The following is a 23,903-nucleotide window of genomic DNA, read 5'->3' on the forward strand; positions in this document are numbered from 1 at the left end:
GGCTGTGACGCGGCTGTGACCGGGCATCGGGCACGCTGACGGCGATGAGAGTGCTGGTGGCCGAAGATCACGCGGAGCTGGCCGACTCCGTGGCCCGGGTCCTGCACCGCGAGGGGATGGCGGTGGACGTCGCGCTCGACGGCCGGGCCGCGCTCGACCGCACGGCCGTGACCGACTACGACGTGGTCGTCCTCGACCGCGACCTCCCCGGCGTGCACGGCGATGACGTCTGCCGCGCGCTGGTGGCCGGGCCGGGCCGCCGGACCCGGGTCCTGATGCTCACCGCCTCGGGCACCATCGCCGACCGGGTCGAAGGGCTCAGCCTGGGGGCCGACGACTACCTGCCCAAGCCGTTCGCCTACGCCGAACTGGTCGCGCGGATCCGCGCCCTCGGCCGGCGGGCCCAGCCGGCGCTGCCGCCGATCCTGGAGCACGGCGACCTGCGGCTCGACCCGGCGCAGCGCCTCGCCACCCGCTCCGGGCTGCGCCTGGCGCTCAGCCCCAAGGAACTGGCGGTGCTGGAGTACCTGCTCGCCGCGGGAGGGCGCGTCGTCTCCGCCGAGGAACTACTGGAACGCGTCTGGGACGAGGCGGCGGACCCGTTCACCACCACGGTCAAGGCGACGATCAACCGCCTGCGCGCCAAGCTGGGATCCCCGCCCGTGATCGAGACCGTCCCGAAGAGCGGTTACCGGATATGAGGCCGCTCATGCGCAAGGCGCCGCGGACGGTCCGGATGCGCCTCACGCTGCTGTACGGGGCGCTGTTCACCGCCTCCGGCGCGGCCCTGCTGGCCATCACGTTCCTGCTCGTCCGGAGGAACACGGTCTTCAAGGTGCTGCTGCCGTGCGCCGGCATCGACAAGGAGGACTGCCGGTATCGGCTGGCCCGCATGAATCCCGGCACGCGCGATCCGATGCGCATGCTGGAGCAGCAGCATGATGCGCTGCTGCGCGAGTTCGCCGTCCAGTCCGGGATCGCACTGGCGATCATGCTGCTGGTCTCCCTGGCGCTCGGCTGGTTCGTCGCGGGACGGGTACTGCGCCCGCTGCGCACGATGACCACCACCGTGCAGCGCATCTCGGCGCGCAACGTGCATGAGCGGCTGTCCTTCACCGGCCCCCGCGACGAACTCAAGGACCTCGCCGACACCGTGGACGGCCTGCTCGGGCGCCTGGAGGCAGCGCTCGACTCGCAGAAGCGCTTCGTCGCCAACGCCGCGCACGAACTCCGTACCCCCCTCACGCTCGAACGCGCGCTGCTGGAGGAGACGCTCACCGACCGCCGGCCGACCGTCGAGGCGTTCCGCACGGCCTTCGAGCGGATCCTGACGATCAGCGTCCAGCAGGGACGGCTGCTGGAGTCCCTGCTCACGCTGGCGACCAGCGAGCGGGGCCTGGACGGCCGCGTCCCGGTGGACCTCGCCGCGCTCACCGACCAGGTCCTGGCGGCCCGGCCGGAGCCGTCCGACGGCCCGCGCCTGTACCCGCGGATCGAACCCGCCACGACCGCAGGTGACCCCGCCCTGGTCGAACGTCTCGTGGCCAACCTCGTCGACAACGCCATGCGGTACAACGTGCCCGGGGGGAGCGTCGACGTGGCGACCGGATCGCGGGACGGCCAAGCCGTGCTCAGCGTGAGCAACACCGGCCCGGTCGTCCCGCCCGAGCAGGTGGCCCGGCTGCTCGAACCGTTCCAGCGGCTGGACCGGTCCGCACGCGGCGACGGGCACCACGGCCTCGGCCTGTCCATCGTGCACGCGATCGCACTCGCGCATGGCGGAACCCTCAGCGCGCTCCCGCGCCCAGGTGGCGGTCTCGTCGTCCAGGCCACCTTCCCCACCGGCCAAACCGATCAGGCTGGAGCGCGACACCGCAACCCGGCTGGATGATCAACGCTCAAACTCCAGGCCGCACGCCACCGGCCGGCCGGGCCGTATCCGGGACGCCCGGACTTCAGGAGTCCAGGGGCGATGAGTCTCGCCGTGGTCCCCAGTCTGTATCACCGCCATCAACCGCACGCGAGGAGAGCATCATGACCGCTACCTACACATTCGACGTCTTCTCCAGCCTCGACGGCTTCGGCGCCGCCGGCGGCGGCTGGACCGGCTACTGGGGCAAGCAAGGCCCCGAACTCCTCGACCACCGCCTCGCCCTGTACGGCGAGGAGCAGCGGATGGTCTTCGGGGCCAACACCTATCGGGCGTTCGCGCGGATGCTGGCTTCGAGCACCGAGGAGTCCGAGGTGCGTGACCCGTGGGTCACCCGGATGCGGAACCTACCGGCGACGGTGGTGTCGAGCACACTGCGAGGAGCCCTCGACTGGCCGGACGCGACCGTCGTGAGCGGCGACGCCGTCGACGTCGTCGCCCGGCTCAAGGAGGAGTCCGAGGTGCCGCTGCGCTCGCACGGCAGCCTGTCGATGAACCGGGCGCTCATGGCCGCCGGCCTGGTCGACCGCGTCCAGGTGACGCTCTTCCCCGTGATCACCGGTCGGACCGGACTGGACCCGATCTTCGAGGGCGCGGCCGACTTCGACCTCGAACTGATCGAGCACCGGACGCTCGACGACCACATCCAAGAGCTCGTCTACCGGCCCACCCTGCATGCCTGAGTCCCTCAACCCCGTCAAGCAGCCGACCCTGACCGGTAGAAACCGCCACCTACGGCGCTCAGACCCGACAGCGCACCCGTTCTGCCGGGGTCGTTCCACCGTCCGCAGAAGAGCGCCCTTGTGTGGACCAGGGCGGGCGATCGACTGATGAGCGAGCCGCAATGGTCCATCTGCGGGGAAGAGCGACCTGGCGATTGTCCGACTCCGCACCCGGACGCGAGCGATGATCAGCGTGTGGCGGTCGCGACAGCATTCATGCCGCGGCGCACGTCCTTGAGGATCACCTCGTTGGTCACGACCTGGGCAGTAACTTGGAAGAGGCGTGATGCTCCCGCGTCGATCTCGCGCAGCTCTTCGGACTGAGCGTACGCAATCGCCGCCTGCAGACCGTCGAACCAGAGTTCCTCAGAGCCGTCGACATCGAGACCCCACCCCTCGGGCCGCTCCGGCTTGACGGCGAGGTTCTGTGCATAGCTCAGTGAGGCTTTTTCAACGTGATGCGGTTTCGCGGAGGTGGAGGGTGTGGACGGCCTTGGCGATGCGGCCGGCGCGGAAGGGGCAGCACCGCAGTTTGCGTAGGATCCTCCATGCTTTGAGCTGGGCGTTTGCTCGCTCTCCCGGTCCGCGGAGTCGTGCGTGGGCGCGGTTGGCCTCCTTCTGGGACTCTGGCTTGCCGCGCCCTTTGTAGGGCGTCAGGACGTGTTCACCGGCTCCCTGGTAGGCCTTGTCGGCCAGGGTGAGCAGCCCGGCTTCGGCCAGCGCCCGGATGATGCCCCAGATCCGCGCGGCCCTCAGATCGTGGACGGCGCCGCGCAGTTCCCCCGACACCCACAGCCATGTTCCGTCCGGTCCGGCGATGACCTGGAGGTTCATTCCGTGCCGGCGGTGCTTGCCCGAGTAGAAGGGGCGGTCGGCGGCGACCCGGTCGATCGCGATCAGGACGCCGTCCAGCACCAGGTAGGGCAGCGCGTCGCGACGCGCTCTGCGCAGCACGGCGGGCAACTTCGGGGCCCGGGCCGCCAGCAGGTCGATGGCCTCGTTGACATAGCGCCAGGCGGTGGCGACCGATACACCGAACCCGGCGGCCAGCGCGGCATAGGTCTCGCCTTTACGCAGGTGGACCAGGGTCATCAGGGCTTGGGTGCCGGGCGGCAGCGCCCGGCCCCTGCTGCCGATCGCCCTGCGGTGGCGGCGGACCACGCCGGTGGCGTAGGCCAGGGTTCGGCGCGACAACGGCAGCGAAGCACGGTAGAAAAGCATGGAAGCCTCTGGTGTGGACGGCCGGTTGTGAGAGATCAACCGTCCTACCAGGGGCTTCTTCTCTTCTTGGAGCCACCACGCCGCCCGCGATCATGCTGTGATCAGCCCACCTCAAACCACTGCTGTAGGGTCGGGAGCTGGCGCGGTGGCGTTCCTGGCGGTAGGGCTCGGGGTCTTTCTTCCGCCGGTTTCCCGGACGGCTGTGCCCTCCCCGATGACCATGGCCAGGTCCTTGCTCCGTTTCCAGCTCCCGCCACTTCGAACCGTGCATGCGGTTCTCCCGCACACGGCTCACCGACGCCGTTCACACGGGGGCATTCGGCCTCACCCGCCAGGGCTTGCCCGCCCTGGGTGCGACGGTGATTCCATACAAGCCGATCAGACCGAGATCGACCGGCCGGGAGTTGATCAACACCTGCCAGCCGAACATCATGCTGCGGCGGTGACGTCGGCGCATGAACTGCGCCAACCGCCACTGCGCATACCGTCTGATCTTACTGAGGCGCTGAGCCGAGTGCCCGTAACGAAAATAGGCCGCCCAGCCTCGCAGAAAAGCGTTCAGCCTCTCCACGATCACCTCTGGCCGCAGCAGCAGCCACCGCCGGGACGTCATTTCCCGGACCCGGTCACGGGCATGCTGCATGGCCTTGTCCGCAGGCCAGCGAGCCAGGAACGTCACCTTCGGGCGGCCCCGATCGCCCCGCGACCGCACCAGCCGATGGTGAAAGCCCAGAAACTCAAAGCCGCCACCTCCAACCTCAAGGTGCAGGATGCGGGTCTTGGCCGCCTTGGGCTCCAAACCAAGTTCAGCCAGCAACTCGACCAAGCGCGCAAGCGCCCGCTCGGCCTGACTGGCCGACCAGCACATCACGACCACGTCGTCGGCGAACCGCACCAGCGCCCCATCACCGTCATCCCACGCCCGATCCAATCGATGCAGGTAGACGTTGCAGAGCAGCGGTGACACCGGCCCTCCTTGCGGAGTTCCGGTGATCTCTCGCCGTACTTGCCCGTCCTTCATCACCCCGGCACGCAGGATCGCGCGCAGCAGTTTGAGCACGGACTGGTCGCAGACGCGTTCCTCGATCGCCTGTATCAACTCCGTGTGCGGAATCGCCGAGAAACAATCGGCGATGTCCGTCTCGACCACCCACCGCCGCCCCCGATGGCACTCATCAATGAGCACCTGCAGGGCGTCGTGTGCCGACCGCCTCGGGCGGAAGCCGAACGAGCAGTCGGCCATGTCCGCCTCGAAGACCGGCTCGAGCACGATCTTCAACGCGGCCTGCACGATGCGGTCACCGACCACGGGAATCGACAACGGCCGGAACTGATCTTTCAGCCCAGGTTTGGGGATCAGCACCCGCCGCGCCGGCAGCGGCCGATACCGCCGCTCCCGCAGTTGGCCGGCCACCTCACCAAGGAGCCGGTCCACTCCGTACTCCTCGACCATGGCCAGGGTGGTCTTGTCGATACCCGGTGCGCCGTTGTTGTTGCGCACCGCCACCCACGCGCGCTGCAGCACGTCCCTGCGGCAGACTTTATCGAACAGCGCGTGGAATCTCCGCCCGGGATCGGCCTTGGCCGCCCGGTAAAGCGCATGCTGCAAGGCACGGACCGGATCCCCAAGGGATCCCTTCGCGGCGGGGATAGCCTGACCGGCACTCACCGGGTCTCCTCCTTGAAATCGCTGCGCATCGACGAAGCAGCGGCCCTTCCCTCACCGCCGGTTGTGTTGTCCGGTCGGCTCAAGCGGTACTACGGCCGCCTCCGACGCCCACCCGGCACCCGCTCATTTCCCGAGGTCATCGGTTATAGAGCGCGATGCTCCGGCAACGACACTTCCGCAGGTTGCCGGGCCGGGGAGGGCCTCCCCAGTTCCCGCCGCCACTATTGATGCGTTCCGCGCCCCCATACGCCGGGGAGTCCTTGGCGGCTGCGCTTCCAGGCTCTTCACCGCGTCCCTGGCCTTCGCCCCGATTTCGAGAGGCTCGGCACTCCCTTGTCCCACCCGAGCGGGCGGGCTGAGTAACGACGCCGCAGGCTTCGCTTCATGCTACGGACCGCACCATCGCTCCCCCATGAAAGGGCTTTTGACGCTGGGCTTCGACCCCGCCCGTTTCCAGACGAAGCCGCCAGCCTGCTACCGGGCCTCCTGGCAGCTACCCGGACCGGACTCCCACCGGCAAGCGACGACGAGCTTGCGAACAACAAGATCCACCGCTACGTCACGGCTTCACCTCCTGCTCTGCTGGGCGCACGAAAAAGGCTCAATGAGCGAGTCGAAGACCTGCATCTCATCTTGACGCATGATGCGGTGGTAGCCCGCGGCACTACGGTTGGCGTCGCGGGCTTCGGCAGAGAAGTATTCGGAGCTCGCCACACCGTCGTGCATTCTGGGTGAGGTGTCGTGGAGGACCTCACACTGGATGTATCGCCGTACGGTCGCCGACTCCTTCTGGGATTCGGCGAGACGCCAGTGTTGCCGCCACCGCGGAACCCATTGCTCGCGTGTCATGCCCGGATTGCGGTGGGCCAGATAATTGATCCGCAATATGGTCATCGATTCTGCCGTTCGTCGTCGGTATGCCTGCCCAGCCCGTCGCCGTGGCCCATCTCGATCACCGGACGCCCTCGGCCGTGATGGCGTGCATCCCCTCCCGCAACGTGACGTCCAGGAGGTAGACCTCCGATCCGGCCATCAGACCGCCTCCTCGGGAACAGCCCGGCGACCAAGATCGGGCATCGTCGGCTGAGCGGCGAGCGAGAGAGCGCGCACAGGTCAACGGACACGGCGAACCCTCCCTGCCGACGCCGCCCCTCGCCCTACCCGCGGTGCGACACCACCATTTTTCGCTATTTACACATTAAGACTCGTTAAGTACACATGCTAGTTGTCACTGGAGGCGCCGTCAACGGCGTGAACCGGTGCGGGGCGCCACCTCAATGACAATGAAGGGCCATGGCTGCTGCGGATCATCCGTCGCGGCACCGTGTCCCGCGCGGCACCGGCTCCCTTCTGTGAGCTAAGCGGCATGGTCGCGACCGTTGCTCTACCGGTTGCTCCGGATCTTGCTCCGTCCGATCGGGGAGCTGGTCCGCTGGGACCGTCCAAGGACGTGGTACTGCGGCACGAGAACCAGGTGTTACACCGATCTCCACGGTCGGCCACGCCGGGAGCACGCCGATCGGCTCTGGCCGGTGGCGCTGTCGCGACTGATGCACCGCCGACATTGGGCGGAGATCTTCACGGTCACCCCAGGGACGATCCTGCGCGAGCGGAACTACTCCCCGAGCGGATGGCGCGGGAGAACCCGACGTGGGGCCTCCACGGCTGCACCGCGCAGGCAGTGATCCCGCGCAGACGGGCAGGACGTTGAGCAGGTAGCCCAGGATGCCGACGCGCTGGACTGCCTCCCTCCAATTAACGAGCCGTTCGCGACCTGGCGGGGTGCTGCGCACGCTCCTCAGAGGGAGCGCCGGATGGAAATAGGGAAACCGGTGCCAGATAACGGACGAACATCATTTTTCGGCTTGCCCCCCACATGGCGAGGAAGTTATCTGCCTTGACCTCTGGGGTCACCTGACCAGACCCGAACCGGGAATAACTGCAGGTGGATGGGTCACCCCGAGCGCGGTAATCGGCGGGCGATAGACCGCCTTGGCCATCTACTTTCGTCCTCGATCGCTGCTTGATCTCGCGGACAGCGGGGCGGGAATGACTGACAATGCCTGAATCGAGGAGTTTGCAGCTTGGGTAAGTTCCTGGACGCCGGCGCCGCCCTTCACGCGCTGGAGACCGCAGCGCCGCACGCCAACACGGCCGGACAAGAAGTGTCCGACCTGTGGAACGGTTCGAGCTGGACGTCGCCGGGCGGGGAGAGGCGTGACCTTCCGGCGATACGCCCGGGTATGGGTGAGTGGCTGATCTCCCCGGTTGAGCCCTGGCACTAGAGAACGCCGGCGCCGACGAGGCCCAGCATCAACATGACGCACCGCGCCGTGACATTGCCTTGATCGTGGCTCCGCCCGGGACGGTTGAGCGGAAGATGTCCAGCGACATCTACGCGGTGGCTAATGAGCTGCCGTCCGCCACTGACGCCCGTGCTACACAACTCCTCTCGCCAGCCAGTTCGACACCTTCCGTGCTCCCGCCGAGTGGGTCTCTGCGTCGTGCAGTGCTCATATGCGTACTTCGGCGGTCGTGCGGGAGGCGTTCCGTGCTGCTGAGCCCGTTCTCACCCGTTCGCCGGGGGTGCAGACGGGGAAGCGTCGCAGGCGCGCCGGCTGCGGCGGGTCCGTCTCCGTACGGCCGCGATGGAGCGGGACGAGGGTCGGCGAGTGTGTCCGGTGCGAGTGGCCGAGTTGGAACACCACAGGAACGCGGTGTACAGCTCGCCGCAGTCCCGCCCGAGGGCCTGGGTCGCTCGAAAGGGAGCGTTCGTCCAAGCGTCTGGATGAACGCTCCGGCGAACGGTTCATGCGCCGGATCTGGTTTCGAACGGTCATTTGCCGTCGTTGCCGGTGGTGGATCTCGAATTGGCTCGCCCGTGGCGGGCGTTGGGCCAGGTCTGGTCGCCGGTGGTCCGGTCTGCCGGGCCCCGCCCCGTGAGGGATGGTGACCGCTAGGCCCGCTCCCACGTCCACCGCCGCGGTCACCCGTGAGCGCTACGAGCACATCATCGCCGGTGACCGCGAACTGGTCGGACAGATGCAGCACTGAGACAGGGCGGGCCCGTCCCACGATCACTCCATCCGATGAAAGAGGTTGCGGGGCCAAAGTCGCTGGGGCCTGGCGCCGGATGCGACCTTGCGCCGGGCGCAGTCGCTGGCCGCCTCGACGGCAGTTGACACGGATGTGTGCCGACGTCCAGCGCTTTGGCGGCATCGGGCGTTCAGCCAAAAAGGAAGGACAGAGCATGCCCATATCTGGACCCCTGGCGGCTCGCCGACGTGCCGCCGCGGTCATCGCCGTGGCGGTGGTCTGCTCGACGGCATGCAACGGGCTGGACGTCGGCACGTCCCACCGACCGTCACCTTCGGTGCCCACCCCGCAGCTGGACTGGAGTCCCTGCGTCCAAGGCAGTGAGTTCGACTGCGCGACCGCGAAGGTGCCACTGGACTACGACAGCCCAGGTGGTCGCACCATCGAGCTGGCCGTCATCAAGCACAAGGCAACCGGTCCCGGACGGCGCATCGGCACCCTGTTCTTCAACCCCGGCGGCCCCGGCGGGCCCGGGACGGTGCAGATGCCACAGAGATACGAGTTCTTCCCGCGGAAGGTGCGGGAGCGGTTCGACATCGTCAGCTGGGACCCCCGCGGGATCGGCAACAGCACCGCGGTGAACTGCTTCAAGAGTCGCGAGGAAGCCGACGCCTGGATTTCGAGCAAACCGGCAGGCTTCCCTGTGGGCGAGCAGGAGCGGACGACCTGGATTGCCGCGTACAAGGATCTGGGACAGCGCTGTCACCAGCGTGACCCGGAACTCCTGCGTCATGTATCGACCGTCGACAGCGCTCGCGACCTCGACCACCTCCGCCAGGCGGTGGGCGAACCACAACTCACCTACTTCGGGATCTCCTACGGCACGATCCTCGGCGCCACCTACGCCAACCTCTTCCCCGGCAAGGTCCGCGCCATGACCCTCGACAGCAATATCGACCCGCAGGCCTGGACGAACCACGCCAACGACACCCCCCGGCTCCCGACGCTCCTGCGCATGGGGGCGGACCGCAGCGCCGCCGCGACGCTGGACCAGTTCCTCTCCCTGTGCGGGTCGACCACTACCGCCGTCTGCGCCTTCTCCGCCGGCGGCCCCAAAGCGACGCGGGCCAAGTTCGACCAGCTGATGCGGCGCCTCCGGGAGCATCCGGTGGGCACCTGGACCTACGGCCGTACGGTCGGTGACACAGTGAACAGCCTCTACATCGTCCACCCCGGATGGATGAACCTCGCCGGCAGGCTGCAGGACCTGTGGCACGGCCGCGTCCCGAAGCCGTCCGCACCCCCACCCGCACCACCGGTCCCGAATCCGAATCCGTATCTGGGCGAGGAACAGGCGGCTGCGGTGTTCTGCGGCGACAGCCCCAATCCGCGTGACCCCGGTGCTTACCACGCCCTGGAGAAGGCCAGTGCCTCCCGTTCAGGCGACGCCGGACGCTACTGGACCTGGGCCGCAGAGCCGTGTGCCACCTGGCCGGCCGTAGCGGCCAACCGCTATCGCGGCCCGTGGAACAAACCGACGGCACACCCCGTCCTGGTGGTCGGCACCACCTACGACCCGGCCACCCCCTACTCGGGCTCGCAGGCCATGGCCAAGGAGCTGGCCAACGCCCGCCTGCTCACCAACAGCGGGTACGGGCACACCGCACTGAGCAACCCCAGCAGCTGCATCAACGAGCACGAGAGCCGATACTTCATCGACGGCACCCTCCCCCCGGCCGGAACCGTGTGCCACCAGGACACGCCCCCGATTTCGGAAGGCAAGTCAATGGGCGCGTAGCCACCGGCGGGAGCAATTGGCCCGGCATCGTCTCCTGACCCGGCGGTAGCTCAGCAGCCAGGAGATGCAGGACGAGCCGCGGCAAGGCGGTCGCCGCGGAATGATGGGCAGCTCTGCTCTTGGCAACTGCGATTGTGGTGCTGCGGCATCAGATCACCGTGCTGGAGCGCCAACAAGGCGGGTTCCACCCCCATCGAGCACTACTTGCGGCGCCGCCGCACCGACTCCCCCGAGCGTGTTCCGGCGGACGCGGTGACTGGTGCGCCCAAATACGACACCGTGAGTTAAAGCCGACCGGCATGCTGCCCGATCCAAAACCAGGCGGCTGGGCCGCCACTCTGCACCAGGTCACCCTCGCAGACGGCAACCGCACCAGCCGCTCCCCCAACAAAGCCCAAGACGCCGGATAGCAATGGCCCCCGTCCATATCAGCGAACCCAACGCCGCCTGCGTCCACTCACCAATGGTGAGGGACCCCATCACTTCGCTGAGCACGGCGTTGCTCAAGACCCCGGCCAACGCGCCCCCGCTCTAGCCGCTGGACGACTTCCAGGACAGCATCACCGACGCTCCACCACCGCCCTGATCAACCCGTACGGCTCGCCGATCACCACCAGCGGCGCACCCCACTGCGCTTCCACGACCAATACCGAAACTCCCAGACCAGCCTCTACGACATCCGCGCCCGCAACTACAACCAGTGCTGCCGGAGGATGGCGCACCACGCAGCAGAGAAGACCGCCGCGCACCCGCTGAGTGCCGCGGGCATCATGCCCGGGACCTCCCGCCACCGCGGCCGTGCCCCAGCCCACCGTCAGCGCCCTACGCGAAGCCACCCTCAATCGAGTCCGGTGCAGCACCGCGTGAACACCCTGCATCCCAAACCGAGCCCGCCCACCGGGTGGCTTCCTGGGACGCCCGGGAGTTGCGCGGCACGCCGGGCCGGCGTCCCGGGACGTCGGCCGCGCTGCGGTGGCCGCCAGCGTGACGCCGCCAGGCGATGGCCGCTCCCGGGCCGCCACGTACAGCGGTGTCCAGCCGCCCACCACCACCTTGCCGCCGGGCCGTGGGTCAGCGGCTTGACTGGTACGGCCACGCACTCGGGCTCGGCCACCTGGCCATGCCCGCTCGCGCACCGCGACACCGGCGGAATGATCGAGAGCATCCGCTGCCTGACGACCTGCGAAAGGACTAACCGCACATCAAAGGCGCGTCAGCCTCGACGAGGTCGGCGCGGGGACAGCCTCGCTCGCGATCGAGCAGCGGTACGTCGAAGGACGTGGTGCCGGAGTGCGCGTTGTTCTAGCCGCAAGGTGGCCCCAGGCGTGATCGCCGGGATGCCTAGCCGTGGAAGTTTGACCAGGTCACATGGCGGGTCACGATGGTCGGCGGCGAGAGTGCGTGGTGGGTATCTGAGGCAGTCCTGGTGAGAGGAGCACCAGCTCGTGGCCGTGGGGCACGGACGGGGTGTCGCAGAGGGGCTCTGGCGGTGCGCCACCTTCGTCCGGCTCCGCTCCTGCTGCTGGAGTGCTTCCTCTCGCCTGCGCTTGGCATGAACTTTAGATGCGGCTAATATTCGTGGAGCCTGATATAAAGGATTCGTGCATGCGTTCGATGTCCTCGGTGATCCGGTTCGTCGCCGCGTCCTCGAACTGCTGGCCGAGGGTGAGCGCAGCGCCGGTGAGGTGGTGGCGACCGTGGGGGCGGAGTTCGGTATTTCGCAGTCGGCGGTCTCGCAGCATCTGGCGGTGCTGCGTACGTCCGGCTTCGCGACGATGCGACCGGAAGGGACCCGTCGGCTCTACTCGCTGGACCTGACGGGGCTCCAGGAAGTGGACGCCTGGGTCGACCGCTTCCGCCACCTGTGGGGGGCGCGGCTGGACGCCCTGGAAACAGAGATCGCGCGCGGCAAAGCGCAGCGGCAATCGAAGGAAGAGGGAAACGAGACATGAGGGACCTGATCGACGAACTGGCGGCGGTGCACCGTCACGTGGCACGCGAGAACGCGGACGGCGGCGAGGTGGTGCGCGTGACGATGCGCCGTCGGTACTCGACGGACGCGGCAGACCTGTGGTCCGCGCTGACCGAACCCGAGCGGATCGCGCGGTGGTTCATGCCGGTCTCCGGCGACCTGCGCGAGGGCGGGTCGTTCCAGCTTGAGGGCAATGCGAACGGCGAGATCCTCACCTGCCGCCCTCCGTCGTTGCTGCGGACGACCTTCGGTGGCCCCGAGAGCATCCTGACGGTGACGCTCACACCGGAAGGGGATGCTGAGACCGAGCTCCAGTTGGACCACACCGTTCCCCTGTCGATGGCGCAGAGTGTCGCAGGTGCGCTGTTCGTCGGCCCTGGCTGGGACGGCGCGTTCCTTGGTCTCGGCCTTTACGTCGCCGGTGAAGCCATGGGAGACCCGCGCGAGGCCGCGAACTCGCCGGAGGTGGTGCAGTTCAACGTCGCCTCAATCGACCGGTGGACCACCGTCGCCGACCAGGCCGGCGCCACACCGGAGGAGGTCAAGCAAGGACGAGCGATGGCGCTTGCGCAGTACGCACCTGACACGCCTGAAGCTGCCGGGGCGACCGGGAGCGCATGACACAGAGTCGTCATGGTGGACAGGAGGCTGAGGTGGCCGAGGCGACGGTGGCCGAGGTGATGGCCGAGCTGGCCGCGCTCGAGGACCCGAAGATCCGCGCGGTGAACGAGAGACACGGCGACGATCACGGTGTGAACCTCGGCAGGCTGCGCGCGCTCGCGAAGCGGCTGAAGACGCAGCAGGAACTCGCGCGCCGGCTCTGGGAGACCGACGACACCGCGGCGAGACTGCTGGCGCTCCTGATCTGCCGCCCGAAGGCGTTCGAGCCTGGCGAGTTGGACGTCATGCTGCGCGAGGCGCGCACCCCCAAGGTGCACGACTGGCTCGTGAACTACGTGGTGAAGAAGAACCCGGGCTCCGAAGAGCTGCGCCTGGCCTGGTTCACGGATCCGGATCCAGCGGTCGCGAGTGCCGGCTGGGCACTGACCACCGAGCGGGTGGGGAAGAAGCCCGAGGGGCTTGACCTCGCGGGATTGCTCGACGTCATCGAGGCGGAGATGAAAGACGCCCCGACTCGGCTGCAATGGGCGATGAACGAGTGCCTGGCCCAGATCGGGATTCAGCACGTCGAGCACCGCACCCGGGCCGTCGACATCGGCGAGCGCCTGCAGGTGCTCAAGGACTACCCGACGCCACCGAACTGCACCTCTCCGTTCGCGCCCACCTGGATCACCGAGGTGGTGCGCCGCCGGCACGATAGGTGATGACCCAAGTTGGGACTTGGAACTGGGCCCGATGGTTGCCGCCGCCCTCCGTCGGAGCGGCTTCGGCGGAGGCGTGGGAGCGCCTGGAGCCCACTCATTGGCCGAACGACCGTCGGTCGCACACGTGGAGGAGATGTTCGCTGTCATCTCCCGCTAGCACCAGCAGGCGGGGCGCCGGTTGACGGCCGCGCTCCTGGACCGGATCCTCGCCCGCCTGCGCGGCGCTGAACGCCGCACTCCGTCAAGGGCTACTCGAGGAGAACCCAGCATCCCTGGTAGTGCTGCCGCCGACGCGGCCGTTCCGAGCCGTGGGGTAGACCGCCACCCACATCGAGCGCTGGCGCAAGACCAGCGAACGGCCCACGCTCGCAGCACAGAGCGCCCAATTCCTGGACGCGATCACCTCGCATCGCCTGTACACGGCCAATCACCTGATCGCGTTACGTGGGCTACGGCGCGGCGAAGCTGCCGGGCTACGTGCGTTGGGCGCGGTGCACCGTGAGCCGGCCGGGACGCGTTTCCTCTCGGCTACGTGCTTCGAGCCGTCAGGCGTCGAAGCGCCGCCGGGCGCCCTCGATGTGACCGAAGTACTCGTGCGTCCAGCCGCAGATCAGGTCGACCGTGGCTCGAAGGGCTTGGCCCGGCTGGGTGAGGGTGTACTCGACCCGCGGCGGGACGGTCGGGTACACCTTCCGCTCGGCCAGTCCGTTGCGCTCCAGCATGCGCAGGTTCTGGGTCAGCATCTTGTGGCTGATGCCCTCGACCTCGTTCCGTAGTTCGCTGAAGCGCAGGGTGCGCTCACCCAGCGCCTCGATGATCAGCAGCGCCCATTTGTTGGCGACATCCGAGAAGATCTCCCGCGCCAGGGAGTCCGCGCGCCTCAGATCCGCCTCGTCGGACGAGCCTGTGAACCGCTTGGTCACCATCAGGTTCCCCAGTCACCGAAAAGTGCGTTCTTCCACGTCAGCGCTCACTCTCCTACAGTTTCCGGGTAACCACAAGTGAGCACGGGGTGCCTGGACAAGGAGGCCTGCGGCATGGCCCTCACTCCGGCGTACCGCCTGGAGCGGCCCGCCACGGCGCTCGCCGCCTCCGCGCTCACCCTTGTCCGATGAAGTGAAGAGGAGATCGTATGGCTGTTCAGCTCATCAACCCTGACAGGCTCGTCCAAGTCCCGCTCTACCATCACGTCGCGGTGGCGACGGGGAGCAGGCAGGTTCACATCGCGGGGCAGGTCGCCTGGGACGAGAGCGGCGAGCTCGTGGCACCGGGTGATCTCGCGGGACAGGTGGCCCAGGTCTACCGCAACCTCGCCAGGGCACTCGACGCCGCGGGAGCGACGTTCCACGACGTGGTCCGGTTCACGTGGTACGCCGCAGGCTGGAAGAGAGAAATGTACGACGCCTTCAACGCCGGCGTTGAACAGGCAGCCCGTGAGTTCGATATCGCCACCCCGCCGGCTGCACTGATCGGGGTCGACATCCTCTTCGAGCCCGGCATCCTCATCGAGGCCGAAGTCACCGCGATCATCGAGTGAGGACGGCCGCAGCCGGCGAAGGCGATCAAGGCATTCGCGGTGGACCGTCAGGTGTCGGCGCAGCGGCCGACCCGGCTCCTCCCACTCCTTCAGCGGATTGCGGGACTGTCGCACAGTCCATGGGCACTGGCGACGCGGTCGATGTGACCAATGCCCGGGACCTGGTCCCGGGCCGAGGCGAACTGTCAGGCGCCTTCGGGCGGGGTGGCGGCGACCTGGCCAGCGCGGTGGCCGGAGGCGACCGCCGACGCGTACCCGCCGGGACGTCGTCGACCTATGACCGGCCGTTCTCCCCGCGTGCACGCCGGCGGAACCAGCGGCGTGGTTCGCGGGGTGTCTCGTCGAGGTGGCCACCGTCGTGCAGCCAGGATTCGAAGCGGTCCAGGTCGGCGCGGAACGACGAGTCGACCGGTTTCGGGTGGTCGAGCGCCCAGGCGTCGAACAGCGGGCGGAACTCCGCACCGAGCCGTTCGGCCAGGTCAGGGCGCAACCTGGCGGCGACCGACCGGCGTTTGGACCGGAGCGACCGGGCCTCGACCTCGACCCGGTGCGCGTCGAACCCGTCAGGCACCTGGCCGCCGGCCAGCAACGCGCGAACGAGGTCTCGCTGCCGCGCGGCCAGTTCCGCTCGCTCTGTCACCGGCGGAGAGCGGCCAGTGTCACTGGCGGGAAGCGACCGGACCACGATGGAGAACGCCGCGATGATCGCCATGCCGGCCAGGAGGTGACCGATCGGGTCGCGGTCGAGGGCGGTGTCGTCGACCAGGCGGACCAGGCTGACCGCGACCGGCAGGCACGGCAGCCCGTCGAGGTGTGCTCGGCGAGCGCCCGCTCCCGCGGCATCACCTTGAGGCGGCGCCGCAGCGCGTGGACCTTCGCCGGGTGCTGATGGACGTCCCGGTCGATCGGGTGGTCCGAGGCCGGATCATCCGGCGCGGACAGTGCATCCTTGCGGTTCTCCCCGAACTGGACGAACCGGGCGACGGCCGCGTCGACCACCCGGTCGGTCCCACCCGCGAGGAAGGTCACAGTGGACGGCGGCTCGACCGGTGTGGTCCTGCCGGCCCAGCGGCGGCCGTACCACACCGCGGCCCGACCGACGATCACGGCGACGGGGCAGGAGAGCAGGAACCGCAGGACCGAGACGGCCCACGAGTGCATCAGGACTCCTTGGCGGCCGCTACGACGGCGCGGATCGCGGCGAGTTCGGCGGCCAGGTCGGCGTCCGCCGGGTAGTCGTCGTCACGTTCCAGCATGACCCCTGGCGGGTCGACGCGGGCGCACAATGCGGCGAGTGTGTCCAGCACCTCGTGCGGTACCGCGTGGGCATGCGTGTCGTGGTAGAGCCCGTCGTGGACGACCCCGCCCGCGACGTGCACGTAGGCCAGCCGCTCCAGCGGCAGTTCGTCGAGGAAGGTCTCCGGCTCGGTGCCGAAGTTGACCGCGCCCGCATACAGGTTGGCCACGTCAGCAGCCGGCACTCGGTGCGCTCGACCAGTTCGGCGAGGAACTGGCCCTCGGTCAGGTCGTCGTCCGGCCAGCCGAGCAGTGCCGCGATGTTCTCCAGCGCCAACGGCACCGGCAGTTCCGCCTGCGCCTGCTTGACGTTGTCCGCCAGCACCTTCAGCGCTTCACGGGTGCGCGGCACCGGCAGCAGGTGCCCGGTGTCGAGGCCGCCGGCGCGCGTGAACGCCACGTGCTCGCTGACCAGCGGCGCGTCCACGGCCTCCGCCACCGCCGCCAGATGCGCGATCCGCGTGCGGTCCAGCGGCTCTGCCCCGCCGAGGGACAGCGACACCGCGTGCGCGGTCACCGGCACCCCGCGTGCACGCAACACGGTCAGCGACTCGGGCAGGGGGTCGAGGTGGACGTTCTCCGCCAGCACCTCCACGAAGTCGACGCCGGGCAACCGCTCCACCGTGAGGTCGATCTCCGGCCGCCAGCCGATCCCGATGCCCAATCTCGGCCGCGTCATGGTGCCACCCACCGTCGTGCGATCTCGGCCCGCAGCGGACATCAGGAGCTGCCGCCGCCGCAGCCACCGCCCGACGACGAGCTTTCGCCGGACGACGACGCGTAGTTGTGCGTGTAGGTGCTGCCGCCGGACGAGCCGGTGGAGACGAAGGAGTCGAACGAGCCGGCGGAGGCGTAACTCCACGCTCCCCCGATGAACGCCACCGCCGCACCGTCGGCCAGTGCCCGGGAGAACTCCGCGTCCGGGTAGGCCGACAGGCCGCTGACCGCCACCCGCTCCAGCGGATCCGCCTGGCCACTCGCCTTGACCTCGGCCACGACCCGGTCGCCGTGCACCGTGCGGGCCTTGAGGGCAGAGGTCATCCGGCTGCTCAGGTAAACGCTTGCGACGAGCGTCGGAGCGAGCAGAAAGGCCAGGTAGCCGGTGGGCAGGTCGTTGACGGTCCCGTTGATCCACCGGGCCACGCCGATCACGAACAGCAGATACAGCGGGATCGGGGCGAGCCGACGCGTCCGGACCGCCCGGCCCGGCCGGACGAGCAGGCCCCGACGGGCCAGCGACTCGCCGATCTCGGTCACCACCGGTTCGCCGGCGAGCTTGGTGGCCACGGCGGCGACCTTGCGCGGTCTGGTGAGCTCGGCGAGCACAGCGTCATCAAGCGGGTGCCCGGTCGGACCGCCATCCGCCATGGAGCTCAGGGTCCCGCGGCGATCGACCCGGACGAGACCGTTATCGACCAGCCGGGCGATGGCGACCTGGACCGCGTGCCGGGGTCCGCCGGCGAGGAAGCCCAGCTCCTCAGGGGCGGGCCGGTGGGGCGGCTCGGAAAGTCGTGGGCGGCGCGCCGCGACCCGCACACCGAACGCCACGACCAGGCCGACGACCAGGCCGGCGGTGTACAGCCAGAGGAACTCCGGCCCCGACAGCCCCCACGGATGCATCGCCTACCCCGTTTCCTCACGTCCAGGGGGACATTGTCCTCTGGTGGTGATCAGCAACGCACGGCGGGGATGTCACTCGGAGTTCCGGTCGAGACGCCGGTGGGGGATCCCCATGAGCCGCCGCCGCAGTCACCACCGACGAGACGCCTATGGCGTCCAACGCCGAGCGGTTGATCTGTGCGCGGGGTCGGTGCCGGTGGTGCGGCACGGCGGCATGACCGAGGTGTTCGACGCAATCCGGGCGCTGGCCGCGTTCCTGCGTGGCCGGGCGGGCTCGCCGGTGCGGTCAGCCACACACCTCCTGCGCGCCACGCACCCGGGCTCACACGCCCACCGCGGCATCAGCGGCGTGACCCGGAGCACCCGCTCCCTGCCCCACCGGACGACGTAGGTTCTCGACGGCTCGACAGGAGAAGCCAACCACCTTGCGGGAGCGGCCGGATCGACTGCGGGCTACCCAGCGGATGGCTCCAAAGGATCATGTCGGCCGGCGTGGACGTGCTGGGGCGCCGCTCATCTGCCGGTGTGCGGTGGCGCGGCGGGTAGTTGCACCGTGACGCGGAGGCCCCCAGCGGGGCGGGGGGTGAGGGTGAGGGTTCCGTCGTGTGCTTGGGTGATGCTTCTGACGATGGCCAGGCCGAGGCCGACGCCGGCATGCTCGTCGGTGCGTATGCGTTCTGTGCCGCGCTGAAACGGCTCGACGAGCGTGGCGACCACCTGGGGGGCGAGCTTTTCGCCCATGTTCTCGACGGTGAGCACCACGGTCTTGGGGTGGGCACTGGTCGTGACCCACACGGTGCCCTGTTCAGGCAGGTTGTGGACGATCGCGTTGTGGACGAGGTTCGTCGTCATCTGCAGCAGAAGCGCATGCGAGCCGGTGGTGAGGGCGATGTCGCCAGAGGTGGCGATGGTGAGGCCGCGTTTCTCTGCGAGGGGCAGGAGCGTTTCGGTGGCTTCTTCCGCGATGAGGGACAGGTCGAGGTGTTCTCGGGTGAAGGACCGCTGGTCGGCGCGGCTGAGCAGGAGCAGGGCTTCGGTGAGGTCGATCGCTCGGGCGTTGACGACGCGGAGGCGGTCGTCGAGCTCGCCGTTGCTGCGGTTCGGATCGTTGCGGGCCACGTCGAGCAGGGTCTTCGTGATCGCCAGCGGGGTGCGGAGTTCGTGGGAGGCATTGGCGGCGAACCGTTGCTGTTCGGCGATATGTGCTTCGAGCCGCGCGAGCATGGCGTCGAAGGCGTCGGCGAGCTCGCGGAACTCATCTCTGCGGCCCGGTAGCCGGATCCGGTGGGACAGCGATCCGTTCGCGGCCATGCGCGTGGCGTCCGTGATGCGGGTCAGCGGGGCGAGCATGCGGCCGGCGAGAAGCCACCCGCCCAGCAGACCGAACACCAGCAGGAACACCAACATCGCGGCTGCCATCTGGCCGAAGGCCCGCTGGGTGCTGGAGCGGCCTGGAACGAACGCCCCGCCGATGCCGGATCTCGTGTCTCTGATGACCGCGGCATGGGGGAAATATCGCATGAGGAACACCCACAGGGCGAGCAGCAAGGCACCTGCGAGCACGAGGAATCCGGCGTAGCTGACGGTGAGTTTGAGGCGGACGCTCAAGCCGGGGGCTCTATCCACGGTCTCCTCCCGCACGCCCGGTGCCGGATGCCGTGTCGATGCGGTAGCCGACGCCTGGCACGGTGGCGATGGTCCAGGGTTCGCCGAGCCGTTTGCGCAGTGCCGAGACGGTGATGCGCACGGCGTTGGTGAACGGGTCGGCGTTCTCGTCCCACGCGCGTTCCAGGAGCTCTTCGGCGCTGACGACACCGCCTTCGGCGGCGACGAGGACTTCGAGCACGGCGAACTGTTTCCGGGTGAGCGCGACGTAGCGGCCGTCGCGGTAGACCTCGCGGCGGAACGGGTCCAGCCGCAGGCCCGCGATCTCACGCACGGGCGGCCTGTTGTGCGCGCGCCTGCGGTCGAGTGCTCTGAGCCTGAGCACGAGCTCGCGCAGTTCGAAGGGTTTGGTGAGGTAGTCGTCGGCGCCGAGACCGAACCCGGAGGCCTTGTCGTCGATCCGGTCGGCCGCGGTGAGCATCAGGATCGGCATGCCGCTGCCGGAGGCGATGATGCGTTTGGCGATCTCGTCACCGGACGGTCCGGGGATGTCGCGGTCGAGGACGGCGATGTCGTAGGCGTTGACGCTCAGCATTTCCAGAGCGGTGTCACCGTCGCCCGCGATGTCGGCCGCGATCGCCTCCAGGCGCAGGCCGTCGCGGACGGCTTCGGCCAGGTAGGGCTCGTCCTCGACGATCAGCACGCGCATGCCGTCGATGCTACGAGCAGGCGCATATCGTCGGCATATCCAAAACCGCATACGTACCGGCAACACCACGCCGCCTTGACTGGCGGCATGAGTCAGAGCCCACCATCGGCACGGATAGCGCCTCGGAAGGTCTACCGGCGGCTCCTTGTCGTCGGCCCGATAGTCGTCATGGCAGCGATCGCCGCAGCCCTCGTCTATCAGTCGCAGAATGCCTCGTCCTCTTCGGACGCCCTACCGCCCTCCTCGGCCCCATCACTGTCTTCCTTGGCCGCACCCCCTCTGGATGCTCCTCGCCGCGAGCCCCGGGGTGCGCTTGGCGAGGCCAACGGTGCCGTCCCGGACGGCGTGACCGTCTTCAATGACGCGATTCCGGCTGTGGCCAACCTCGACCTGGATTTGCTCAAGGCCCTCCGCAAGGCTGCGACGGATGCAGCGGACGACGGAGTCAAGTTCTACGTCAATAGCGGCTGGCGTTCCCCGGAGTACCAAAATCAGCTCCTGCGTGAGGCGGTCTCCAGGTACGGCTCGGAAGAGGAAGCCGCACGATGGGTGGCCACCGCGGACACCTCTCCTCACGTGTCGGGGGACGCGGTCGACATCGGGCGGTCCGATGCCACGGCGTGGCTGTCCGAGCACGGCGCCGGCCACGGGCTCTGCCAGATCTACCGCAACGAACCCTGGCACTACGAACTGCGCCCCGACGCGGTCGATCGTGGTTGCCCGCCCATGTATGCCGACCCCACCCACGACCCGAGGATGCAGCAGTGACCGGCGTTGAGCGAGGACAGACGATGACGCAGGTGGACACGGCGGAGACCGGACAGGGCGACACCGGCCGCCGGGATGCCGGCTCCGGCCCCTGGCGCGCGGGCCTCCGCCGGGCGATCCGCATCGGCTCCCGGCCCGGGCCCTGGCAACGTGGCCTGGTCCTTGCGGCGCTGGCGCTGCTGCTCGGCCTGTTCATGCTGCTGCACGCACAGATCCCGAACCGGATCGGGAACCTCGGCAGCCTGATGGAGACCCTCCTGCCGTGGTTCGGCCTGTCCATCCCGGTGCTGCTGGCCGGGGCGCTGTGGCGCCGCTCCGCCTCCGCGGTGGCCGCGCTGCTGCTGCCGGTCGTGGTGTGGCTGAACCTCTTCGGCGGGCTGCTCGACGACAAGTCGCACCCGGGCAGCGATCTGACCGTGGCCAGCCACAACGTCGGTGCCGGCAACCCCGACCCGACCGGCACCGCCCGTACCCTGGCCGCCTCCGGTGCGGACGTGCTGGCTCTGCAGGAGCTGACCCAGCAGGCTCTGCCCACGTACGAGAAGGAGCTGGCGAAGGCGTACCCGCACCACACGGTGCAGGCCACGGTCGGGCTGTGGAGCAAGCTGCCGCTGTCGGGCACCCGGCCGGTCGACATCAAAATGGACTACGGACCGCTGGCGGACACCAAGCCGATCGACACCAGAATGGCCGACAACCGGGCGCTGCGCACCACGGTGGCCACGGACCACGGGCCGCTGGCGGTGTATGTGGCCCACCTGGGATCGGTCCGGGTGAATCCCAGGGCGGGCTTTTGGACGGCCCACCGTGACAGAGGCGCGCAGGCGCTCGGCAAAGCCATCGCCGCCGAGCGGAATGACCGGGTGGTGCTGCTCGGCGACCTGAACGGCACCATGAACGACCGCGCGTTCGACGACATCACCTCGCAGATGCGCTCGGCCCAGGACACGGCCGGGGACGGCTTCGGCTTCAGCTGGCCGGCGAGGTTCCCGGTGGTGCGGATCGACCAGATCATGGTCAGGGGCATTGAGCCGGAGAGCGCGTGGGTACTGCCGTCCACCGGCAGCGACCACCGGCCGGTGGCAGCCGGAATCAGCTGGTGAACATCGGATCCGTCCCCGCCCCTCCGGGCCCCCCACAGGAGGCACCAGAGCTGAGCGCAACCAGCCCCGGCCGTGGCCTTGGGCCCGTACCGCGTCGGCGGGCGTCTGGCCCTGGTGCGGGCCGGAAGTGGTGGTGATGACCGGGTCGGCTCCGGCCCGTCCAAGAGCTCCTAGGCGACCCGGGCGGTGGAGCCCCGCCGATCGAAGCGGGTCGCGAAGCCGTCATCGGCCGTGCGGCACCGGGCACGGGCGTGACGTGCTCACCCCCGCGCCCCGTACCAGGTGGCTTTCATGACGCCCGTGCGGTCGCGGTGATCAGGTGGCCTTGCCGCGGGCGACGTAGAGGTTCATGGCGGTGAAGTCGACGGTGATGTTGTAGGGCTTGTGGAAGCAGTGGGAGAAGGAGACCGGCACGTCGAACCCGAAGGGGGCGAGCGAAGCCTTCGGGTTCGTGTAGCAGTAGGCCTCCTTGGCGACGGCGTCGCCGAGCCGGATCTCCTTCGGGTAGCAGGGGTAGGCGACGGCCGGGTGGCTTTGGGCGAACGTCCCGATCGGACGGTCGTGGTCGGTACGGATCCCCAGCCGCTCGGCCGTGTCCCCGAACACGATCGCGGCGGTCTCGCCCCGTCCGCCGAAGTTCACACCCACCACCCGTGAGCCGGAGCCGGCGACGCTGCCTCTGCTGTGCAGATATTGCTCACGGGCCAGCCACAGCGGCAGGGGCTCGGCGCCTGCCCGGGTGGCGGCGGCGCGTGCCGTCCTGGCCGTTTCGGGGGTGCGGCGGCGCAGGATCAGCGACCGGCCCGCGTAGTCGAACGTGGTCAGCAGGTGGTAGAAGACCCACGTGCCGATCATGCCGTCGCTGTCGCTGTCGACGTCTTCGCCCGACTCCGTCGACGACCAGCCCACGGGGACGTTGCGCAGTTCGATGCCGCCCAGTTTGAAGGAGTCCAGCAGCCCGTAGTGCGCCCATATGGCGCCGCCCTCGTAATCGATCTTCTGACTGGCGACGGGGCTCAGCCCGGCTTCCTTGGCCATCGTCGAGGTCAAGCTCAGATTCGGGGCGCCGGTGTAGAACGTGAAGCGCTTCGGCGGTCCGCCGTTGACCGAGGCCTCTACCAGCGGCATCGGGTCCATCTGCTGCCAGGGCAGCCGTGCGATGTCGCCGTGGACCTGATACGCCTCGCCGCGGACCGCCGCGAACCATGTGGCGTAGGCTTCCTCGCCGATCGCCCGCCAGTGTGGTGCGGACAGGGAGAACTTGTCCTGCCGGACGTAGCAGTCGGCCAGGAAGTAGTGGGCGTCCTTGTCGTCGGGGGCCGACTGAAGCGCCATCTTGAGGTATTTCTCGGCGTCGGGGAACCGGTTGGCCAATAGCCCGACAAAGCCGCGCCGGCGGGCCGCGTGCAGGTTCGTGGGATCTTTCTTCAGGATCTCCTCGTAGGCGCGGCCGGCCTGCTCGAACTTCCCGGCCTTGAACAACGCATCCGCATCACCGCTGTCGGCGAGCGCCGTGCCCGGCTGGCCCAGCAGCGGGGCGGTCGCGGCGGCACCGGCCAGCACGGCGGCGCCCCGGAACAGCGAACGCCGGT

The 23,903-nt window shown here is 68.8% G+C and carries 20 protein-coding genes and 1 pseudogene; 10 read left to right on the plus strand and 11 right to left on the minus strand.

Annotated features, from left to right (window positions below; all coding sequences use genetic code 11):
- Window positions 1-44: 44 nt before the first annotated feature.
- The 3 genes from ACZ466_RS17040 to ACZ466_RS17050 all read left to right on the plus strand — a co-directional run bounded on the left by ACZ466_RS17040 (window position 45) and on the right by ACZ466_RS17050 (window position 2,613).
- Complete coding sequence (locus tag ACZ466_RS17040; RefSeq protein ID WP_378292929.1) at window positions 45-701, plus strand: response regulator transcription factor; 657 nt, start codon at window positions 45-47, stop codon at window positions 699-701.
- Between the two features lie 8 nt (window positions 702-709).
- A complete protein-coding gene (locus ACZ466_RS17045) occupies window positions 710-1,891 on the plus strand; it encodes a sensor histidine kinase (RefSeq protein WP_378292927.1) in 1,182 nt (393 codons plus the stop codon).
- A gap of 143 nt (window positions 1,892-2,034) precedes the next feature.
- The gene (locus tag ACZ466_RS17050; protein WP_378292925.1) at window positions 2,035-2,613 is read left to right on the plus strand and encodes a dihydrofolate reductase family protein; all 579 of its coding nucleotides are present in this window, start codon (window positions 2,035-2,037) and stop codon (window positions 2,611-2,613) included.
- A 489-nt stretch (window positions 2,614-3,102) separates the two neighbouring features.
- Here ACZ466_RS17050 and ACZ466_RS17055 read toward each other — a convergent pair whose 3' ends face one another.
- From ACZ466_RS17055 to ACZ466_RS17065, 3 genes are all read right to left on the minus strand, one after another.
- On the minus strand, window positions 3,103-3,873 hold the full coding sequence (locus ACZ466_RS17055; RefSeq protein WP_464043877.1) for a transposase family protein: 771 nt from the start codon (window positions 3,871-3,873) through the stop codon (window positions 3,103-3,105).
- 304 nt (window positions 3,874-4,177) lie between these two features.
- On the minus strand, window positions 4,178-5,542 hold the full coding sequence (gene ltrA, locus ACZ466_RS17060; protein WP_378279961.1) for a group II intron reverse transcriptase/maturase: 1,365 nt from the start codon (window positions 5,540-5,542) through the stop codon (window positions 4,178-4,180).
- Window positions 5,543-6,109: 567 nt separating this feature from the next.
- Window positions 6,110-6,436 (minus strand): hypothetical protein, encoded by a 327-nt coding sequence (locus ACZ466_RS17065; protein ID WP_464043878.1) that lies wholly within the window; start codon window positions 6,434-6,436, stop codon window positions 6,110-6,112.
- 2,479 nt (window positions 6,437-8,915) lie between these two features.
- Here ACZ466_RS17065 and ACZ466_RS17070 point away from each other — a divergent pair.
- The 4 genes from ACZ466_RS17070 (at window position 8,916) to ACZ466_RS17085 (ending at window position 13,673) form a co-directional block, all read left to right on the plus strand.
- The gene (locus tag ACZ466_RS17070) at window positions 8,916-10,376 is read left to right on the plus strand and encodes an alpha/beta hydrolase (RefSeq protein WP_378279963.1); all 1,461 of its coding nucleotides are present in this window, start codon (window positions 8,916-8,918) and stop codon (window positions 10,374-10,376) included.
- 1,601 nt (window positions 10,377-11,977) lie between these two features.
- Window positions 11,978-12,328 carry an ArsR/SmtB family transcription factor gene (locus ACZ466_RS17075; protein WP_378279964.1) on the plus strand — a complete coding sequence of 117 codons (351 nt, stop codon included), beginning with the start codon at window positions 11,978-11,980 and terminating at the stop codon, window positions 12,326-12,328.
- Entirely contained in the window at window positions 12,325-12,969 is a 645-nt protein-coding gene (locus tag ACZ466_RS17080) for an SRPBCC family protein (RefSeq protein WP_378279966.1), read from the plus strand. Before ACZ466_RS17075 ends, ACZ466_RS17080 begins: the two co-directional genes overlap by 4 nt.
- Before the next feature lie 59 nt (window positions 12,970-13,028).
- Window positions 13,029-13,673, plus strand: a complete 645-nt coding sequence (locus ACZ466_RS17085; RefSeq protein WP_378280445.1) for a DNA alkylation repair protein — start codon at window positions 13,029-13,031, stop codon at window positions 13,671-13,673.
- A 545-nt stretch (window positions 13,674-14,218) separates the two neighbouring features.
- On the opposite strand, the gene ACZ466_RS17090 is transcribed toward ACZ466_RS17085, so the two are convergent.
- Window positions 14,219-14,599: a winged helix-turn-helix transcriptional regulator gene (locus ACZ466_RS17090; protein WP_378279968.1), complete on the minus strand. Its 381-nt coding sequence runs from the start codon at window positions 14,597-14,599 to the stop codon at window positions 14,219-14,221.
- Between the two features lie 206 nt (window positions 14,600-14,805).
- Here ACZ466_RS17090 and ACZ466_RS17095 point away from each other — a divergent pair, with 206 nt between their 5' ends.
- Window positions 14,806-15,210, plus strand: a complete 405-nt coding sequence (locus tag ACZ466_RS17095; protein WP_378279970.1) for a RidA family protein — start codon at window positions 14,806-14,808, stop codon at window positions 15,208-15,210.
- 274 nt (window positions 15,211-15,484) lie between these two features.
- On the opposite strand, the gene ACZ466_RS17100 is transcribed toward ACZ466_RS17095, so the two are convergent.
- From ACZ466_RS17100 to ACZ466_RS17125, 6 genes and pseudogenes are all read right to left on the minus strand, one after another.
- A complete protein-coding gene (locus ACZ466_RS17100) occupies window positions 15,485-15,850 on the minus strand; it encodes a hypothetical protein (protein WP_378279972.1) in 366 nt (121 codons plus the stop codon).
- Window positions 15,847-16,371: a hypothetical protein gene (locus tag ACZ466_RS17105; protein WP_378279974.1), complete on the minus strand. Its 525-nt coding sequence runs from the start codon at window positions 16,369-16,371 to the stop codon at window positions 15,847-15,849. Before ACZ466_RS17105 ends, ACZ466_RS17100 begins: the two co-directional genes overlap by 4 nt.
- A pseudogene (locus ACZ466_RS17110) lies at window positions 16,371-17,227 on the minus strand (MbnB/TglH/ChrH family RiPP precursor modification enzyme). Before ACZ466_RS17110 ends, ACZ466_RS17105 begins: the two are co-directional and overlap by 1 nt.
- Window positions 17,227-18,126 (minus strand): TIGR04222 domain-containing membrane protein, encoded by a 900-nt coding sequence (locus tag ACZ466_RS17115; RefSeq protein WP_378279976.1) that lies wholly within the window; start codon window positions 18,124-18,126, stop codon window positions 17,227-17,229. The pseudogene ACZ466_RS17110 and the gene ACZ466_RS17115 overlap by 1 nt, the downstream one beginning before the upstream one ends.
- Window positions 18,127-18,639: 513 nt before the next feature.
- Window positions 18,640-19,734 (minus strand): HAMP domain-containing sensor histidine kinase, encoded by a 1,095-nt coding sequence (locus ACZ466_RS17120; RefSeq protein WP_378279977.1) that lies wholly within the window; start codon window positions 19,732-19,734, stop codon window positions 18,640-18,642.
- A 10-nt stretch (window positions 19,735-19,744) separates the two neighbouring features.
- Entirely contained in the window at window positions 19,745-20,440 is a 696-nt protein-coding gene (locus ACZ466_RS17125) for a response regulator transcription factor (protein WP_378279980.1), read from the minus strand.
- Between the two features lie 168 nt (window positions 20,441-20,608).
- Here ACZ466_RS17125 and ACZ466_RS17130 point away from each other — a divergent pair, with 168 nt between their 5' ends.
- Window positions 20,609-21,208, plus strand: coding sequence for a M15 family metallopeptidase (locus tag ACZ466_RS17130; protein ID WP_378279982.1), 600 nt, complete (start codon window positions 20,609-20,611; stop codon window positions 21,206-21,208).
- Between the two features lie 23 nt (window positions 21,209-21,231).
- The gene (locus ACZ466_RS17135) at window positions 21,232-22,311 is read left to right on the plus strand and encodes an endonuclease/exonuclease/phosphatase family protein (protein WP_378279984.1); all 1,080 of its coding nucleotides are present in this window, start codon (window positions 21,232-21,234) and stop codon (window positions 22,309-22,311) included.
- Between the two features lie 315 nt (window positions 22,312-22,626).
- On the opposite strand, the gene ACZ466_RS17140 is transcribed toward ACZ466_RS17135, so the two are convergent.
- Window positions 22,627-23,874, minus strand: coding sequence for a tetratricopeptide repeat protein (locus tag ACZ466_RS17140; protein WP_378279986.1), 1,248 nt, complete (start codon window positions 23,872-23,874; stop codon window positions 22,627-22,629).
- Between the last annotated feature and the right edge of the window lie 29 nt (window positions 23,875-23,903).

The organism is Actinomadura rugatobispora (genome assembly GCF_055379765.1).

What these genes read in the sequence shown, in the direction of transcription:
- ACZ466_RS17040 (WP_378292929.1), top strand. Translation starts at nt 45, where the DNA reads ATGAGAGTGCTGGTGGCCGAAGATCACGCGGAGCTGGCCGACTCCGTG.
- ACZ466_RS17045 (WP_378292927.1), top strand. Translation starts at nt 710, where the DNA reads ATGCGCAAGGCGCCGCGGACGGTCCGGATGCGCCTCACGCTGCTGTAC.
- ACZ466_RS17050 (WP_378292925.1), top strand. Translation starts at nt 2,035, where the DNA reads ATGACCGCTACCTACACATTCGACGTCTTCTCCAGCCTCGACGGCTTC.
- ACZ466_RS17055 (WP_464043877.1), bottom strand. Translation starts at nt 3,873, where the DNA reads ATGCTTTTCTACCGTGCTTCGCTGCCGTTGTCGCGCCGAACCCTGGCC.
- ACZ466_RS17065 (WP_464043878.1), bottom strand. Translation starts at nt 6,436, where the DNA reads ATGACCATATTGCGGATCAATTATCTGGCCCACCGCAATCCGGGCATG.
- ACZ466_RS17080 (WP_378279966.1), top strand. Translation starts at nt 12,325, where the DNA reads ATGAGGGACCTGATCGACGAACTGGCGGCGGTGCACCGTCACGTGGCA.
- ACZ466_RS17085 (WP_378280445.1), top strand. Translation starts at nt 13,029, where the DNA reads ATGGCCGAGCTGGCCGCGCTCGAGGACCCGAAGATCCGCGCGGTGAAC.
- ACZ466_RS17090 (WP_378279968.1), bottom strand. Translation starts at nt 14,599, where the DNA reads ATGGTGACCAAGCGGTTCACAGGCTCGTCCGACGAGGCGGATCTGAGG.
- ACZ466_RS17095 (WP_378279970.1), top strand. Translation starts at nt 14,806, where the DNA reads ATGGCTGTTCAGCTCATCAACCCTGACAGGCTCGTCCAAGTCCCGCTC.
- ACZ466_RS17105 (WP_378279974.1), bottom strand. Translation starts at nt 16,371, where the DNA reads ATGCACTCGTGGGCCGTCTCGGTCCTGCGGTTCCTGCTCTCCTGCCCC.
- ACZ466_RS17115 (WP_378279976.1), bottom strand. Translation starts at nt 18,126, where the DNA reads ATGCATCCGTGGGGGCTGTCGGGGCCGGAGTTCCTCTGGCTGTACACC.
- ACZ466_RS17125 (WP_378279980.1), bottom strand. Translation starts at nt 20,440, where the DNA reads ATGCGCGTGCTGATCGTCGAGGACGAGCCCTACCTGGCCGAAGCCGTC.
- ACZ466_RS17130 (WP_378279982.1), top strand. Translation starts at nt 20,609, where the DNA reads ATGGCAGCGATCGCCGCAGCCCTCGTCTATCAGTCGCAGAATGCCTCG.
- ACZ466_RS17135 (WP_378279984.1), top strand. Translation starts at nt 21,232, where the DNA reads ATGACGCAGGTGGACACGGCGGAGACCGGACAGGGCGACACCGGCCGC.